Source organism: Kocuria sp. WN036 (assembly GCF_002287015.1).
In the GTDB taxonomy this organism is placed as follows: domain Bacteria; phylum Actinomycetota; class Actinomycetes; order Actinomycetales; family Micrococcaceae; genus Kocuria; species Kocuria rosea.
In genome coordinates, this window is sequence record NZ_NSKF01000014.1 from 26,510 (window position 1) to 43,160 (window position 16,651).

14 protein-coding genes are annotated in these 16,651 nt (G+C 70.3%); 8 read left to right on the forward strand and 6 right to left on the reverse strand.

Translation table 11 applies throughout. The annotated features are described in order from the left end of the window. Positions 1–308 precede the first annotated feature (308 nt). The gene (locus CK505_RS10105; protein ID WP_031282674.1) at positions 309–1,190 is read left to right on the forward strand and encodes a manganese catalase family protein; all 882 of its coding nucleotides are present in this window, start codon (positions 309–311) and stop codon (positions 1,188–1,190) included. A 98-nt stretch (positions 1,191–1,288) separates the two neighbouring features. Here the strand turns inward: CK505_RS10105 and CK505_RS10110 are convergent, their stop codons facing one another. The 3 genes from CK505_RS10110 to CK505_RS10125 form a co-directional block, all read right to left on the reverse strand. Then, on the reverse strand, positions 1,289–2,257 hold the full coding sequence (locus tag CK505_RS10110) for an FRG domain-containing protein (RefSeq protein WP_095650988.1): 969 nt from the start codon (positions 2,255–2,257) through the stop codon (positions 1,289–1,291). Further along, positions 2,254–3,273 (reverse strand): glycosyltransferase family 2 protein, encoded by a 1,020-nt coding sequence (locus CK505_RS19010; RefSeq protein ID WP_303621203.1) that lies wholly within the window; start codon positions 3,271–3,273, stop codon positions 2,254–2,256. Before CK505_RS19010 ends, CK505_RS10110 begins: the two co-directional genes overlap by 4 nt. A gap of 575 nt (positions 3,274–3,848) precedes the next feature. Beyond that, complete coding sequence (locus CK505_RS10125; protein WP_095650990.1) at positions 3,849–4,556, reverse strand: GntR family transcriptional regulator; 708 nt, start codon at positions 4,554–4,556, stop codon at positions 3,849–3,851. A 116-nt stretch (positions 4,557–4,672) separates the two neighbouring features. On the opposite strand from CK505_RS10125, the gene CK505_RS10130 reads away from it, so the two are divergent. The 4 genes from CK505_RS10130 (at position 4,673) to CK505_RS10145 (ending at position 10,081) form a co-directional block, all read left to right on the forward strand. Further along, positions 4,673–5,839 (forward strand): mandelate racemase/muconate lactonizing enzyme family protein, encoded by a 1,167-nt coding sequence (locus CK505_RS10130; RefSeq protein WP_095650991.1) that lies wholly within the window; start codon positions 4,673–4,675, stop codon positions 5,837–5,839. 348 nt (positions 5,840–6,187) lie between these two features. Continuing rightward, positions 6,188–7,795 carry a DASS family sodium-coupled anion symporter gene (locus CK505_RS10135; RefSeq protein ID WP_255250931.1) on the forward strand — a complete coding sequence of 536 codons (1,608 nt, stop codon included), beginning with the start codon at positions 6,188–6,190 and terminating at the stop codon, positions 7,793–7,795. Positions 7,796–8,003: 208 nt separating this feature from the next. Next, positions 8,004–8,948 carry a phosphoglycerate dehydrogenase gene (locus CK505_RS10140; protein ID WP_035923997.1) on the forward strand — a complete coding sequence of 315 codons (945 nt, stop codon included), beginning with the start codon at positions 8,004–8,006 and terminating at the stop codon, positions 8,946–8,948. A 53-nt stretch (positions 8,949–9,001) separates the two neighbouring features. After that, positions 9,002–10,081, forward strand: coding sequence for a tartrate dehydrogenase (locus CK505_RS10145; protein WP_017832850.1), 1,080 nt, complete (start codon positions 9,002–9,004; stop codon positions 10,079–10,081). A 42-nt stretch (positions 10,082–10,123) separates the two neighbouring features. Here the strand turns inward: CK505_RS10145 and CK505_RS10150 are convergent, their stop codons facing one another. Together CK505_RS10150 and CK505_RS10155 are read right to left on the reverse strand one after the other, a co-directional pair. Continuing rightward, positions 10,124–11,620, reverse strand: a complete 1,497-nt coding sequence (locus CK505_RS10150) for a sugar porter family MFS transporter (protein ID WP_095650993.1) — start codon at positions 11,618–11,620, stop codon at positions 10,124–10,126. Positions 11,621–11,844: 224 nt separating this feature from the next. Further along, positions 11,845–12,144 carry a GntR family transcriptional regulator gene (locus tag CK505_RS10155; RefSeq protein ID WP_052132726.1) on the reverse strand — a complete coding sequence of 100 codons (300 nt, stop codon included), beginning with the start codon at positions 12,142–12,144 and terminating at the stop codon, positions 11,845–11,847. 186 nt (positions 12,145–12,330) lie between these two features. On the opposite strand from CK505_RS10155, the gene CK505_RS10160 reads away from it, so the two are divergent. Genes CK505_RS10160 through CK505_RS10170 form a run of 3 tightly spaced genes read left to right on the forward strand, consistent with a single transcriptional unit; the run spans position 12,331 to position 15,199 of the window. Next, entirely contained in the window at positions 12,331–13,359 is a 1,029-nt protein-coding gene (locus CK505_RS10160) for a Gfo/Idh/MocA family oxidoreductase (RefSeq protein ID WP_095650994.1), read from the forward strand. Then, entirely contained in the window at positions 13,356–14,144 is a 789-nt protein-coding gene (locus CK505_RS10165) for a TIM barrel protein (protein ID WP_095650995.1), read from the forward strand. The genes CK505_RS10160 and CK505_RS10165 overlap by 4 nt, the downstream gene beginning before the upstream one ends. After that, positions 14,141–15,199 (forward strand): LacI family DNA-binding transcriptional regulator, encoded by a 1,059-nt coding sequence (locus tag CK505_RS10170; RefSeq protein ID WP_208746196.1) that lies wholly within the window; start codon positions 14,141–14,143, stop codon positions 15,197–15,199. Before CK505_RS10165 ends, CK505_RS10170 begins: the two co-directional genes overlap by 4 nt. Positions 15,200–15,302: 103 nt before the next feature. Here the strand turns inward: CK505_RS10170 and CK505_RS10175 are convergent, their stop codons facing one another. Further along, positions 15,303–16,472, reverse strand: coding sequence for a DUF4175 domain-containing protein (locus CK505_RS10175; RefSeq protein ID WP_141246805.1), 1,170 nt, complete (start codon positions 16,470–16,472; stop codon positions 15,303–15,305). Positions 16,473–16,651 lie beyond the last annotated feature (179 nt).

The following is a 16,651-nucleotide window of genomic DNA, read 5'->3' on the forward strand; positions in this document are numbered from 1 at the left end:
CCGCAGGCCGGGCACGACGACCAGCAGGGACGACCCGGGTCCCCGAGACCCCTCAGCCCGGTCGAACTGCTGACCCCCAACGGATTGCGCGCCCACGGGCCTGCCCCACTCCCACCTCGCACCGCCCGCAGACCCCGGGGCGGAACGACCCAGGGTGCCCGGCCTCAGCTCATCTGATACCCCCCTCCATTCAATAAGCAGGCTTCCCTTTTGGGGGCCGGATCACTAGCGTGGAGATCAGAGCCGGGAATCACGGGCGCGGTGTGCCGCGCCACCGCCGGCCGCAGCAGCCGATGACGGAGGTCAGCATGTTCTTGCACCAGCAGAAGCTCCAGTACAAGTCCACCCCCGAGGCCCCGGACGCGGTCTACGCGCGCAAGCTCCAGGAGGTGATCGGCGGGCAGTACGGGGAGATCACCGTGGCCATGCAGTACAGCTTCCAGGCCTGGAACGCCCACATCCCGGGCAAGTACCGGGACCTGCTCTTCGGAACCGCCGCCGAGGAGTTCGGTCACATCGAGATGCTCGCCACGATGGTCGCCCAGCTGTTGGAGAAGGCCCCGCTGGGCATCACCGAGGACGCCGTGCAGGGCGACCCGGCGGTTGCGGCGGTGATCGGCGGCACCGACCTGCAGCACGCGATCGTGGCCGGGGCCGGGGCACGGCCGGTGGACTCGATGGGCAACCCGTGGTCCGGGTCCTACGTCACCGCCTCGGGGAACCTGCTGGCGGACATGACCGCCAACGTCAACGCCGAGATGCAGGGCCGCACCCAGGTCGCCCGGCTCTACCACATGACCGAGGACAAGGGGATCCGGGACATGCTGTCGTTCCTGCTGGCGCGGGACACCATGCACCAGAACCAGTGGATGGCCGCGGTCAAGGAGCTGCAGGCCGACGGGCTGGAGCAGATGCCGGTGCCCTCGAACTTCCCGCAGGCCAAGGAGGCCACCGAGTTCTCCTACGACTACTACAACTTCTCCGACGGCGCGGCCGCCGCGGAGGGGTCCTGGGCCTCCGGGCCGACGCCGGACGGCAACGGGCAGTTCGGCTACCAGGACCAGCCCATGGCGGGGGTGCCGATGCCGCCTCCCACCCACCCGGACGCCCGGTTCTACGGCACCACCGAACAGCCCAACATCATGGAGAAGGCCGCTGGCAGCATCCAGGACAAGCTCAAGAAGGAATAGCCGCCGGCTGGGTCCGCACCTGAGGCCCACCGACGGACACCGTTCGTTCCCACGGAACAACGAGAAGCGGCTCCCCACCACGGGCGGGGAGCCGCTTCTCACCGGTCCGGCGACGGGACCCCACCCCAGGGTCCGGTCGAGAAGTCCACCCTCAGCCGGCCGGGGCAGAGCCCGGGAGCGGCTCCGGCTCGTCGCCCATCGCCGGTGAGGCCGGCCTCTGCCCTGGCGCCCTGCTCCCGGCGCGGCCCGTAGTAGCGGGTCAGCCAGCGGGACAGTCCGTCGAGGCCGGGGAAGAGGACGCGCTCGGTCATGTTCGCCTGGTCGAGGTGGTCGCGGATCCGCCACTTCAGACCCGCCGGGATGACGACCTTCCGGCAGAGCTCGGGGTGCTCGCCCAGCCATTCGTGCAAGGACGCCGTGGCCGCGGACATGGCGGAGAACACCGCGGCCTGGTTCACGATCCGCTCGTCCAGCGACGGAGGTTCGAAGAACAGCGGCACCGCCCGCCCGTGCTGGTCCCGGAACCGGTCGAAGTCGGCCATGCTGTATGCGACCCGCCCCAGCATGTCGGTGGTGAACAGGCCCGCCGCGTGCGCGGTGATCTCCTCGCGCAGCGGTGCCGGCAGCAGATCGTGCACCGCCGAGTAGGCCACGCACCACACCGCTCCGGGGAGGTCGTAGCAGCGCGGGTCCGCGGTGGCGAAGTGCAGCGCCACGTAGGGCGAGTTGGACCAGTCCAGCAGTCTCGTGGGCAGCCCGTTGTGCTGGGCGACGGACAGCCAGTTCCAGTCGGAGTCCCCCGGGGAGGTGTCCCGGGCGGCGTACTTGCGGAAGTTCCGCAGGATGCGGGGGTCGATCTGCTCGCTCGAGGTGCCCCGGAGCCGGAAGAGACTGGTGTCCAGGTCCCGGTCGGCCACCGCGTGGCCGCGGTAGACCACGTTGATCCGCAGGCTCCCGCCCGAGGGCTGCCAGTCGTTGTGGGTCAGGGTCGCGATCAGCCCGTACAGGTCGTCCTCGGCGATCTCGACGACCGGACCCGCACCCGCCGGCCCCGTCCCCACGCTCACCGCCGCCCCCTCACCCGTCCGGTGCCGGCGTCGACCAGCAGCGAGTCCTCGCCCGGGCCGCGCAGGCGCCGGCGCAGGGCGGTCCGGGAGTGCCCGGCGGTGCGCAGCCGGGACCCCGCGTAGGACACCCCGCCGCGCACCCGGACGGCCACGGCCGCCCACACGCACACCGACCGCTCCAGCACCCACAGCGGAACCCACAGCACCGTGCCCCCCGGGTAGACCGCTGCTCCCCCGTGCCGGCGTCGGCCGAACTCGGCCACCCCGCACACGGCCAGGGCTCCGGCCGCGCACCGCCCCGGTCGCCGCACCGCCCAGCCCAGCAGGGGCAGCAGCGACAGCAAGGCGAGCAGACGGGCGGGTTGGGCGAAGTCGTCGTAGGCCTGACGGACGCGCTGGCCGAGGAAGTGGGACACGGTGGGCGGCATCCTCCCCACCAGCACGTCCAGGGCCACGATCTCTCTCCCACCGGCCGCCCGCACGGTGCGCACGAGCTCGAGGTTCTCGAACAGGACGTAGCCGTCGTAGCCTCCCGCGTCCAGCAGGGCCGACCGGCGCACGCCCAGGGTGCCGGGCCAGTCCCCGCCCAGAGCCCGGTTGAGCAGGGTCCGTCCGGTGTCCCAGCGGGCCTGCCAGGGAAGTTGCAGATAGTAGTTCTGCGGGCGGACCACCTCGGCCTCCCCCAGCAGCCCCACGATGCGCTCCAGGGTGCCCCGGGTGTGGCGCACGTCGTCGTCGGCCACCACGATCCGTTCCTCGGCCGCCCGGCGGACACCGGTCATCACCCCCGCCACCTTGCCGTTGGCCCCCTGCCACCGATCGGGGCGCACGTGCTCGACCGTCTCCGGCAGCGCCGTGCGATGAGCTGCGAAGAGCTTCTCGGCGGAACCGTCGACGACGGTGACGGGCATCCACGTGACGACCTCGGCCAGGTAGTGGGCGAGTTCGTCCAGGCCGGTGTCGTCGGACCACTTCAGCGGCAGGACATACCGGGCATCGGCCAAGAGGCCGGACATGGGAGCGGTCCTGCGGAGGCGGCCCGGAGTCGCCTCGGCAGAGGGTTCATCGCGGCGGGCGGCCTCGGCCGGCACGATCAAGGTGTGGTCCACAGGAGCTTCCTCCATCGACAGCGGCACGCTGCGGGCCAGCTGCTCGACCACACCTCACCCTAACCACAGTTCCCTCAGGCGGACCAGGCATCATGCGGGAATCGGCTCCCCGATCCCCACGGCACCTCGCGACGATGCCGCACGACAGTGCCCCGGGCAGTCCACGGGAGGCAACCGCGGGAACCGTCCACGAGGTCCCGGGCCCGGTCGAGCACCGACAGCGGAACGGCCGCCAGCACGTTGCCCGGCGGCCGCCGAGCCACCACCGGGTGGGCGTGCGTGGGTGCGGTGCGCCGCACCACCTCCCAGGCCGGCCCGAGTGCACGCAGCCGGGTCCGGCTCAGGACCGCCTGCGGCCGCGGAAGCAGGACGTCCTCCTCGTCGTCCATCGAGGAACCGGCGGTCCGTCGGCATCCTTCCGGACGATGCACGACTGCTTCGCCGGGGCACTCCCGTGCCGTCTGCGGCCTTCCGCTGAGGGGTCAGCCGGCGTAGGAGCGGTACGACAGCTGGAGCGGGCCGCTCTCGCGGGCTTCCAGCGCGCCGGTGACAGAGGCCGTGAGGCTGTTGAGGATGTGAGCGCGGGTCAGGTCGGCAGCGGCAGGCCCATCTCCGGCGATCACCAGCTCGAGGAGCCGGTGGTGCTGGTTGAGGTCGATGGTGCGCGGCTCGTCGCCGGCGGGGAGCTCCAGTCCGATCCGCCGGTACCGGTCGGACTTGTCCCACAGATCGTCCAGCAGCCGGATCATCACGGTGTTGTGCGAGGCGAGGTAGATCGCCCGGTGGAACGCCCGGTGGGCGGTCACAGCGTCCTCACCCCAGGTGCGGGTGACGGGCAGGAGCTTCTCGGCCGCGGCCCGCATCACGGCGACCTCCTGGTCGGTGCGCCGGAGGGCGGCCAGCTCGGTGGCGGAGGGCTCCAGGGAGAGACGGACCTCCAGGAGCTGGCGCGCTTCGGAGGCGCTCATCGGCGCCACCCTCACGTCGCGGTGGGTGTCCACCTCCACCCAGTCCTCGCTGGCCAGCTGCCGCACCGCCTCGCGCAGGGGCGTGATGCTCATGCCCATCTCCTCGGCCAGGTCGTACTGCGACAGGCGTGACCCCGGGGCCAGATCGCCGGAGAGGATCCGGCGGCGCAGCTCGGTGTAGGCGATCGCCCCCTTGCTCGAGGAAACCTTCGTAGTGCTCATGGCCGCATCGCTCCCGGGTTCTTCTCCACAGGGGTTGTGCCCTGCATCACGCCCAGTGTAGTGTCCTGAACACCTTATAAGCGTCTTATAAGATATCTACCGTCAGGAAGAGGACCATGAGAATCGTCTCCGCCCACGTCGACACCATTCCGATCAGCTCCTCGATGCGCAACGCGTACATCGACTTCAGCAAGATGGACTGCACCGTCCTCGCGCTGGTCAGTGACGTGGTCGTCGACGGCAAGCCCCTGGTCGGCTACGGCTTCAACTCCAACGGCCGGTACAACGCCACGGGCATCCTGAAGGAGCGGATGCTCCCCCGCGTGCTCAACGCCCGGACCGAGGACCTCCTGGACGAGCACGGCGAGCTCTCCCCGGAGAAGGCCTGGGATCTGATGATGAGCAACGAGAAGCCCGGTGGCCACGGGGAGCGCTCAGTCGCCGTGGGCGTGGTGGACATGGCCCTGCACGACCTGGCCGCCAAGATCGCCGGGGTCCCGCTCTACCGCTGGATCTCCGACCACTACGGTGACGGCGACCCGGACCAGGACGTCTTCGTCTACGCCGCCGGCGGCTACTACGCCCCGGGCAAGACCCTGCAGGACCTGCAGCACGAGATGCGCGGATTCCTCGACGCCGGCTACGACGTGGTGAAGATGAAGATCGGCGGCACCGACCTGGCAGATGACCTCACCCGCATCGAGGCGGTCCTGGAGTGCCTGGGCGGTGACGGGTCCCGCCTGGCGGTGGACGTCAACGGCAAGTTCGACCTGCAGACGGCTCTGGAGTACGGCAAGGCCATCGACCAGTACGGCCTGTTCTGGTACGAGGAGGTCGGCGACCCGCTGGACTACGCCCTCAACGCGGCCCTGTCGGAGCACTACACCAACCCGATCGCCACCGGCGAGAACCTGTTCTCGGTCCACGACGCCCGCAACCTCATCCGCTACGGCGGCATGCGCTCGGACCGCGACTACATCCAGGTCGACCCCGCACTGAGCTACGGGCTGACCGAGTACCGCCGCGTGCTGGACATGCTCGCCCAGCACGGCTGGTCCTCCCGCCGGTGCATCCCCCACGGCGGTCACCAGTTCTCCCTGCACATCGCCGCGGCCCTGAAGCTGGGCGGCAACGAGTCCTACCCGGGGGAGTTCCAGCCCACCGGCGGCTTCACCGACGACGCCGTCGTCGTCAACAGCCGCGTGGCCCCCGGTGACCTCCCCGGCATCGGCCTGGAAGGCAAGGCCGAGTTCTACAAGGTCCTGAGCGCCCTGCACCACTGATCACCTCGAGATCGGCAGTTCCCGGCCTGATCCCGGAGACGGGAACTGCCGATCACGGCACCATCGCTTCACCCCATCAATGGCGCACCAACAAGTCCTCTGTGTGACTGCTGCCCAGGGGTACCGGTCCCGCGACCGAGCTCGTCAGCTCTTCTCCTCCTGCAGAGCGCCCGCAACCCTCCAGTGGTTCGCGACCGATGTCGACCCATGCGACATCCGCACCGTGTTCCTGCAGTCGACCCTGCTGAGTCAACCAACCCAGAAAGCGCTGCCATGGCAACATCTGCCTTGAATTCCCTATGGGGAAAACTGTGGACCTCGCACCGAGAGACCAAGCGTCTCCTGACCTTGTCGAGAATCAGGCAGTCGGCGGGGCACACCCCGACGGCCGCCGACCAGGACAAGACCAGCCCGGCGCCGGCCCAGGACGCGACGAAGGGTCCCGGATCGCCGCAGAGCCCCGGAAACCCAGGGCCTGGCTACACGCCCGCACGCCTCACCGGTCTGATCCTCGGCCCGGCACTGTCCGTGGCGGCCATGCTGTTCTTCAACCCGGCAGGGCTCTCCCCGGAAGGGCAGGCGGTCCTCGCCGTCACCCTGTGGGTGGCGACCTGGTGGATCACCGAGGCGATCCCGATCCCGGTGACCTCCCTGCTGCCCGTGGTGCTCATGCCATTGACCGGGGCCCTGGAGGGCGACGCGGTCGTCTCCGCCTACGGCAACGACATCATCTTCTTGTTCATCGGAGGCTTCACCCTGGCGATCGCGATGGAGAAGTGGAACCTCCACCAGCGCATCGCCCTCTCGATCGTCTCGGCGATCGGCACGAGTCCGAAGCGCATCGTGCTCGGTTTCATGGTCGCCACCGCCTTCCTGTCGATGTGGGTCTCCAACACCGCGGCCACGATGATGATGATCCCCGTCGGCCTGGCCGTGGTGTACCAGGCGGCCCACACGCTGCGCGGCGGGGAGCATGCAGCCGAACTGCCGAAGTTCGAGAAGTCCATCGTCTTCGGCATCGGCTACGCGGCGACCATCGGCGGCCTGGGCACCCTCATCGGCACCCCGCCCCTGGCGATTCTCGCCGCGACGACCGGGGAACTGTTCGGGGAGACCATCTCCTTCGGCCAGTGGATGATGTTCGGGGTTCCCATCGTCATCCTCCTGCTGGCCTTCACCTGGTTCTTCCTCACCAACGTCTCGTTCAAGGTGCGGTTCAAGCACCTTCCCGGCGGTGCAGAGCTGATCCGCAGTGAGAAGAAGGCACTGGGCGCGATGTCGCACGAGGAGAAGGCCGTGCTCGCGGTCTTCCTGGGCGTGGCCTTCCTGTGGGTGACCCGCTCCTTCATCTGGGAGGACGTGCTCCCGGGCATCAGCGACGGCATCATCGCGATCATCGCCACCGTGGTCCTGTTCACCCTGCCCACCCGCCGTGCCGACGAGAGGCGCATCATGCAGTGGGAGGACTCGAAGAAGATTCCGTGGGGGATCCTCCTGCTCTTCGGCGGAGGCCTGGCCATCGCGGCGGGGTTCGTCGAGACCGGCCTGTCGGGATGGATCGGAGAGCAGCTGCGCGCCCTCGACGGGGTCGACGTCATCCTCATCATCCTGCTGGCCACCGCCCTGGTGCCGTTCATGACCGAGATCACCTCGAACGCGGCCACCGCCACCATGATCCTGCCGGTCATGGCAGCGTTCGCGATCGCTCTGGGCATCCACCCCTTCGCCCTCATGGTGCCCTGCGCCATGGCCGCCAACTGCGCCTTCATGCTCCCGGTGGGCACACCCCCGAACGCGATCCTGTTCGGCACCGGGAAGGTGACGATCATGGAAATGGTCAAGACCGGCTTCTGGTTGAACATCGCCGCGCTCCTGCTCATCGTCGCCGCGGTGCTCTACGTCCTGCCGTCCCTGTGGGGCATCGATCTGATGTCCACCCCGGCGGCCTTCCAGTGACCCACCATTCCGGCCCGGCACCCGTGCAGCCGTCACTCGAGGGCAGCCCAGAAAGCCACCGGTGATCCCGTCACCGGTGACCTCGGCGCCCGGCATCCCGGGTGCCGAGGTCGCCGGGACGGCGCGCTCGAGCTTCCCCGTCCCAGGGCACCGCACCGAGAATGACTGAGACACCACACACCACACCACACATGGAGGACACCCGATCGTGGGACGCATCCTGATCACCACCGACTACCTCGTCCCCGGCGACGACGTGGACCGGCTCCTGCGCCGGCACGGCCACGAACCCGTGCACTCCCCCTCCACCGGAACCCGACAGCCCGGCGATCGGGCGGTGTTGTTCGACGGCATCGACGGGGCCATCCTGGCCAGCGAACCGGTCACCGCCGACATGCTCACCGACGCCCACAGTCTGAAGGTCCTGGCTCGCAGCGGCGTCGGGTACGACTCCATCGACGTGCCCGCCGCCACCGCCGCCGGCATCCGGGTGTGCAACGCCCCGGGCACCAACCACCACTCCGTGGCCGAGCTGACCATCGGGCTGATCATCATGGCCGCCCGCCGCCTGGCCGACGTCACCACCGCCGTCCGGGCCGGCCGGTGGCCCCGCGACGCCGGCCACGAGCTCCGGGGCGCCACCCTGGGCATCATCGGCTACGGGCCCAGCGGCCGGGCCACCGCCCGGCTCGGTGCCGCCCTGGGAATGACCGTCATGGTCAGCACCTCCCACCCCGACGCCGATGATCCGTCGGTAGAGTTCACCGACCTCGACACCGTCATCCGTACCGCCGACTACCTGTCCCTGCACACCCGGGCCGGTGGCACCACCGGGCGGCTCATCGACGCGCCGCGGTTGCAGGCGATGAAGCCGACCGCGGTGCTGGTCAACACCGCCCGCGGCTCCTTGGTGGACGAGAACGCCCTGGCCGCCGCCCTGCGCGACGGCAGCATCGCCGCCGCCGCCCTGGACGTGCTCGAGACCGAACCGCTCCCCCAGGACAGCCCGCTGCGGGCCCTGGAGAACGTCATCATCACCTCCCACCTCGCCGGCCAGACCGTCGAAGCACGCGCGCGCGCCGGGCTGGCCGCAGCCCAGGCCGTCATCGACGTCCTCGCCGGCCGCGAACCGGCCCACCCGGTGGACCGCTGAGCCCCACCGTCAACCCTGCAACGTCACCAGCACAGATCAAGGAACAGATCCTGATGTCGAACACCCACCGCATTGCGGTCATCCCCGGCGACGGAATCGGCACCGAGGTCGTGCCCGAAGGACTGCGCGTCCTGGACACGGTCGCCGCCGCCTTCGAGCTGAATCTCGAGTTCGAGCACTTCGACTTCGCCTCGGCGGCCTACTACTCCCAGCACGGCAAGATGCTGCCCGACGGGTGGTTCGACCAGCTCAACCAGTTCGACGCCATGTTCTTCGGGGCCGTCGGCTGGCCCGAGGTCGTCCCCGACCACGTCTCGCTGTGGGGAAGCCTCCTGCAGTTCCGCCGCCACTTCGACCAGTACGTCAGCCTGCGCCCGGTCAAGCTCCTGGCCGGGGTCCCCAGCCCGCTGGCCGGCCGTACACCCGGAGATGTCGACTTCTATGTCGTCCGCGAGAACACCGAAGGCGAGTACTCCAGCATCGGCGGGAGACTGTTCGACGGCACCGAGCGGGAAACCGTGATGCAGGAGACCGTGATGACCCGCACCGGTGTCGACCGGATCCTCAAGTACGCCTTCGACCTGGCCCGGACCCGCCCCAAGAAGCACCTGACCTCGGCGACGAAGAGCAACGGCATCTCCATCACCATGCCGTACTGGGACGAGCGCGTGGAAGCCATGGCCGCCGCCTACCCCGACATCGACGTGGACAAGTACCACATCGACATCCTCACCGCGAACTTCGTCATGCACCCCGACTGGTTCGACGTTGTCGTGGCCAGCAACCTCTTCGGCGACATCCTCTCCGACCTCGGACCGGCCTGCACCGGAACCATCGGCATCGCCCCCAGCGGCAACATCAACCCCGAACGCAAGCACCCCAGCCTCTTCGAACCCGTCCACGGCTCCGCCCCCGACATCGCCGGCAAGGGCATCGCCAACCCCGTCGGACAGATCTGGGCCGCCGCCATGATGCTGGACCACCTCGGCGAAGCCGACGCCGCCGCCGCCGTCACCACCGCCATGGAAGAGGTGCTGGCCGGCGGGCCCCAGGCCCTGACTCCCGACATGGGCGGCAGGTCCACCACCGAGGAGCTGGGCAAGGCCGTCGCAGCAGCCATCACCACGCCCTGACCCGCCCACCCCACGGCCTGCGCGCGGGTCACGCCGTGGGGCTCAGGACCGGTGGGCGTCGGCGGGCTCGGCGACCTGGTAGATCGCTCCGGTGGAGACGTCCTCCTCGAGGTCCTCCAGGGAGCGGTTGCGGGTCTCGGGGACCTGGGTGGCGACGAAGATCAGGGCGAGGACGCCGATGCCGGCGAAGAGGAAGAACGTGCCCGAGATCCCGACCGCGGCCACGAGGGACGGGAAGAACAGGGCCAGGAAACCGTTCATGGTCCAGCCGAAGAACACCGAGATGCCGATGCCCAACCCGCGCATGTGCAGCGGGAAGATCTCTGCCAGCCACACCCAGACGGCGACGTTGAGGAACGTCTGCATCGAGAGCACGAAGGCGACCACGAGGACGAGGATCACGATCGGGCGGGCCGGGTTGCCTTCGGGCAGGAGGTTGCCGGCGATGCCGATCAGCAGGTGGCAGGTGGTGGTGAGGCTCAAGCCGATGATGAAGGTCTTGCGCCGGTCGAGCCGGTCCATGTTGTACAGGGCGATGATGCCACCGATCACCGCCACGACACCGAAGGCGATGTTGGCCAGCACGGCCTGCTGGGCGGTCATCCCGGACTCCTCCAGGATGCGGGTGCCGTAGTACATGACGGAGTTGATGCCGGTCAGCTGCTGGGTCATGGACACCCCGATACCGACCAGGATGATCCGCAGCAGCCACTTGTTCGTCAGGACCGCTTTCAGCCCGATCTGGTGGGCCTGGACCTCGATGGCGGCGATGCGCTCGATCTCCTGCAGCTCGGCCTTGGCCCGGTCGGCCGGGCGGACCGTCTCCAGCACCGCCAGGGCCTCGTCGTACCGGCCCTTCTCGGTGAGCCAGCGCGGGGACTCGGGCATGCGCAGCATCCCGATGAACAATCCGATCGCCGGCAGCGCGGAGACGGCGAACATGATCCGCCAGATGCCCTCCACGACGTCGCCGAGGGTGACGGCGATGATCGCGTTCATCACGAAGGCGGCCAGCTGGCCGAACACGATCGCCAGCTCGTTGCGGCCGGTGATCGACCCGCGGATCTCGTAGGGGGCGAGCTCGGCCAGGTACACCGGCACCACCGTGGAGGCTCCACCGACGGCCAGGCCGATCAGGATCCGCCCGCAGACCAGGACCGTGTACCCGGTCAGGGAGAACGTTCCCTCCTCAGCAGGCGTGGGGGTGAGGACCACCAGGGCGGTGCCGGCGAAGAACAGCACGGCCAGCAGGATGATCGTCCTGCGCCGGCCCCAGGCATCCGAGACCCGGCCCCAGACCAGGGCGCCGACGGCGGCGGCGAAGATGAGCGAGCTGATCACCACGCCCAGCTGGAGCAGGTTCAGCCCCAGGTCCTGGGCCATCGGCCCCTCGGCGCCGTTGGTCACACCGGTGTCGTAGCCGAACAGCAGCCCGCCCAGGCAGGCCACGACCGAGATCAGTCCGAGCCGCTTCCGGTGCGGCCCCTGGGTCAACGGCGGGAGGGCGACCCGGCTGTCGCTCGGAGAATGGTGGGACATGGGAACTCCTTGGGTGATGACCTCGTGAAGCACGGTCGAACCGTGTGCGGCACCGGTCGGATGGTGGGTTGTTCGTGCGGGTGGATCGGGGATCGGCCGAGAAGGCAGGACGCCGCTGAAGGCCGGCGGGCGTGCCGGCGGAATGCGCTTCGCCGCCCGGACGGGCTCGCGGCTTCTCCGGTCGGTTGCCGCACCCGACATCCGGTGCGACGGTCGCGAAACGTCTACAGCGACTGCTGCGACGTGGAGTGCGCCGGAGGGCGCGCCCACCGGTGGGGCGGGGTGACGTGCGTGCCGGATCCGGGGGTGCGTACCACCAGGCCGGCCTCGACCAGATGCTGCAGAGCGCTGCGCACGGTGACCCGGGCAATGCGCAGTCGGGACGCGAGCTCGAGCTCGTTGTCCAGCTTGGTGCCCGGCGCCAGATCCCCGCTGTGGATTACCCCTTCCAGGAGGAGGGCGAGTTGGTGGTAGAGGGGCACCGGGGAGTTCCTGTCGATCGGCAGGAACAGCGTTGCGGTCATGAAAGGTCTCCTCTTCTGGCCGGGCCTCGGCCCTTCGACGCGCTGCCGGAAACTTGTTCGGCAGAGGTGTTGGCGATCACACTAATACGTACTAGTGTTTCTGCCAAGGGTTTGTCAGGACATATTGAGGACACCGTTCCCGGGCATCCCCTTCCGCGCTCCAACCCTGACCTGAAGGAGAATCCCGTGTCCGAGCCCCGTACCCTGAACATCGGCCTGATCGGCGCCGGCCGGATCGGTTCCAGCCATGCCGAGCTGATCACCCGCACCGTGCCCAACGCCCGACTGGTCGCGATCGCCGATCCCGTCGAGGGCGCCGCGGCACGCCTGGCGGAGGCGTTGTACGTGCCTGCGGCCTACACCGACATCGCAGAGCTGCTGGCCGACCCGGAGGTGGAGGCGGTGGTGATCACCGCACCGGCCCGGTTCCACACCGAGCTGGTGGAGCAGGTCGCCGCGGCCGGCAAGGCGATCTTCTGCGAGAAGCCGGCCGGGATGACGCTGGAGGAGATCGACCGGGTCCACCAGGCCGTCGAGACCCACGGAATGCTGTTCCGGATCGGGTTCAACCGCCGCTTCGCCGACGGATTCCCGCAGGCCCGGGCGGCCATCGAGGCCGGGCGGATCGGCTCCCCGCAGCTGCTGCGCTCGACCACCCGCGACCCGGGACTGGCGAACCCCGGCGCGGTGGCCCCGTGGACGATCTTCCTGGAGACCCTGATCCACGACTTCGACACCCTGAACTTCCTCAACCCCGCCGCCCGGGCGGTACAGGTCCACGCGGTGGCCGACGCCCTCGTGGCCCCGGACTTCAAGGACGCCGGGCTGCTGGACACCGCCGTGGTCACCATCCGCTACGACAACGGGGCGATCGCCACCGCCGAGGCCAGCTTCTCGGCCGCCTACGGCTACGACACCCGGGCGGAGGCCTTCGGCTCCGCCGGCATGGTCACCGCCGGGGACCTGGCGGCCTCGAGCATGCGCTACTACGGCCCGGAGGGTCTCGCCGCGGAGACCGTCCGCGCCGACACCCAGTCGATGCGCGGCGCCTACACCGCGGAGCTGCAGGCCTTCACCGACACCGCCCTCGGGCACCTCTCGCCGGGTCCGGGGGTGGAGGCGGCCCGGGACGCGCTGCGGATCGCCCTGGGCTGCGTCGAGTCCTGCCGCACCGGCGCCCCGGTGAGCCTGGACCCGGTGGGAGCCACCCGATGAGCGGCTTCACCCTGGCGGCGAGCGCGGAGATGGTCTTCGTCGACCTGCCGTTCGAGCAGCGGGTGCGCCGGCTGCACGAGGCCGGGTTCGAGGTGGAGATCTGGGACTGGACCGCCAAGGACCTGCCCGCCCTGGCCGCCACCGGGGCCCGGTTCGGGTCGATGACCGGCTACGTGCGCGGGGCCCTCGTGGACCCGGACGGGGCGGCGGAACTGCTGCGCACCGCAGAGGACTCGCTGGCCGCCGCCGAGGTCGTCGACTGCCCCCGGCTCAACGTCCACGGCACCGGCCTGGACCCCCAGGGGCTCCCCGTGGTGCCACACGAGGTGGTCACCGGGGCGGACTGGCTGGCAGCGGCCCGCACGCTGGAGCGGCTGGCCGTCCTGGGCGAGCGCCACGGGCGGGTCTTCACCCTGGAGAACCTCAACCGCGCCGTCGACCACCCGGGGGTGCCCTTCGGGGCGGCCGAGGACACCCTGGCGCTGGTCGCGGCGGTGGACAGTCCGCACCTGCGGCTGAACCTGGACCTCTACCACGCCCAGATCGGGGAGGGGAACCTGGTAGAACTGTGCCGGAGGGCCCTCCCGTACGTGGGGGAGATCCAGGTGGCCGACGTCCCCGGGCGGTGCGAGCCGGGCACCGGGGAGATCCACTTCCCCCGGGTGGCCACCGCCCTGGCCGAGGCCGGATACGAAGGAGTGATTGCGATGGAGGCCTTTGCCGCCGCCGACCCCGAGCTGGCGCTGAGACGATTCCGGGACGCCTTCACCGTTCCCTGCCCGTGAGCCCGGACGCCCCGGGGCGGGAAGCCCCCGGCCACCCGTCCGGGCGCCGCGTCACCATGCGCGACGTCGCCCGGGCGGCCGGGGTCTCCCAGCCCCTGGTCTCGATCGTCTTCCGCGACGCCCCCGGCGCCAGCGAGGAGACCCGGGCCCACGTCCTGCGGGTCGCCGCCGAGCTGGGCTACCGCCGCGACGAACGTGCCCGGCTGCTGCGCCAGGGCCGCTCCCGGCTGCTGGGGGTGGCCTTCGAGCCCGTGCAGCCCTTCCACGGAGAGATCCTCGACGGTATCCACACCGCCGCCCAGCAGCGGGGCTACGACGTCGTGCTCTCGGCCGTCACACCGCACCGGGCGGAGGACGCCGCGGTGGAGGCCCTGCTGCGCGACCGGTGCGAGGCCCTGGTCCTGCTGGGCAGCGCCCTGCCACGGACCCGCCTCGAGCAGATCAGTGCGACCCTGCCGGTCGTCTCCGTCACCCGGGCTTTCGACGCGGCGGCCTTCGACAGCGTGGCCACCGACGACCACCGCGGCGCGGTGCTGGCCGTGGAGCACCTCCTCGACCTGGGGCACCGGCGGATCGCCTACATCGACGCCGACCGCGAGGCCGGCGGGGCGAGGCGCCGGGCCGGCTACCAGGACACCATGGCCGCCGCGGGCCTGGTCGACGAGATGCTGATCGTGCGCGGTGGCGCCTCGGAGGCCGGCGGCGCCACCGCCATCACCGGGCTCCTGGCCCAGGACCCCGCGCCGACCGCTGTCATCGCCTTCAACGACCGCTGCGCCGTCGGGGTGATCAGCCAGGCCCGCGTCCTGGGCCGGTGCGTGCCCGAGGACCTGTCGGTGGTCGGCTTCGACGACTCCGAGCAGGCGTCCCTGCCCTACCTCGACCTCACCACCCTGGCCCAGGACCCCTGCCTGCTCGCGCACACCGCCGTGGACCTGGCGCTGCGCCGCTTGGATGCGACGGCTGAGAACACCGCGGTGACCGGCGAGCACGTGGTGCTCCCCGCCCAGCTGGTCACCCGCACCAGCACCGCACCCGTCCCCGCTGCCCCCTGAGGCGGCTCCCTCGCCACTCCGGCCCAGGACCGAGCAGGCGGCACTTGCGGGACGGGGCCCTTCCGCACCGATCAGGAACCCCGCCTGTCCCCCGATGAACGGACTACACGGGGCCCCCGACGAGGTCGTGCCGGGGCACGCTGCGCTTCACGAGCAGGTACGGGGCCCACAGCAGGGCCGCGGAGAGGACGGTCAGCCCGAAGCCGATCATCGCTGTCCGCTCGGCAGCCGACCCCATCTCCACGCTGCCCACCAGCACCGAGAAGGAGATGACCACCAGCAGAAGCCAGCACACCAGCCCGTGGAACCAGCGCAGGCCACGGCGCAGCGGCAGGAAGAAGAGCGCGGCCGCCGGCAGGACCACGAGGAGCTCCAGCGGCCAGACGGCGGCGGGCAACCACCCGTGCTGGACGAGGTAGGGCAGCAGGAAGCCGGCGCTCAGGGCGTACATGCCGGCGAACCATGCACCGAGGATCCAGTGCCGGCCGGTGGGCCGCTGACGCGCCTCCTGCAGCGCGGGGTCCCGGCGCTCCGCCTGCTCCTGGGCCTGCGCGGCGTTCTGATGCCAGCGGTTCTCCAGCCGGATCGTGTTGTCCAGCCACCCGCCGGTGGCGGGGAAGGGGATGACCTCTTCGGTGGTCGCGAGGTGCTCGAGCTGGGCCTCGGGGCCGAGGTAGGCCTCGCCCTTCCACGAGAGCGGCCGGGCGGTGTAGCCCAGTTCCACGCCGTGCTTCCGCAGCGCTGCGATCCAGACGTCGACCGCGGGGTCCTTGTGCGAGGAGAAGGGGACGCTCGTGATCCGGCGGCTCCCGTCCTGGTCGAACAGGATGTGCAGGACGGGGGCCGTCTCGGTCAGTGTTCCGCCGCCGTTCTCGACGAGGATCGTGCGGCGCAGGATCCGGTAGGAGGCCACGACGGAGGCCACGGCCTCCCACGGGATGGCCCGGCGGACCGGTGCGTCGGCGCCGAAGGTGTTCCACTCGGTCGTCTCGATGCCGGTCTCGCGCAGGGTATAGGTCGAGCGGTGGCGGGCGTGCCAGGCTCCCCTGCGCACCAGGTCCACCGTCCTGACAAGGAGCAGGACCCCGGCCGCCACGAAGACCAGAGTGAACAGCAGCCACGGGTTCCAGAACGCGATCATCAGCCAGACGGGGACGCCGATGAAGAGCGCGACGATGGCCGCGACGAAGAACAGGCCGACCACCGCGGCGCCGCGCCAGAACAGGTCCTCCCGCTGCTCGCTCTGGACGTGGACGACCGGACTGTCAGTCACGGCGGTCCGGGAGACGGGGTGGGGATCCGGTGTCACGACAGGTGCTCGCTCTCGGTGCAGGGGCGGGTGCGTCCCGGGCAGGGGTGTTCCGGCGCTCTCGGAGCCTATCGGGGACCAGGGCTCGGGGCGCTGACCCGACACGGCGCCGTCCCGTCGCCTCCGCCCGTCCGGAGAGCGCA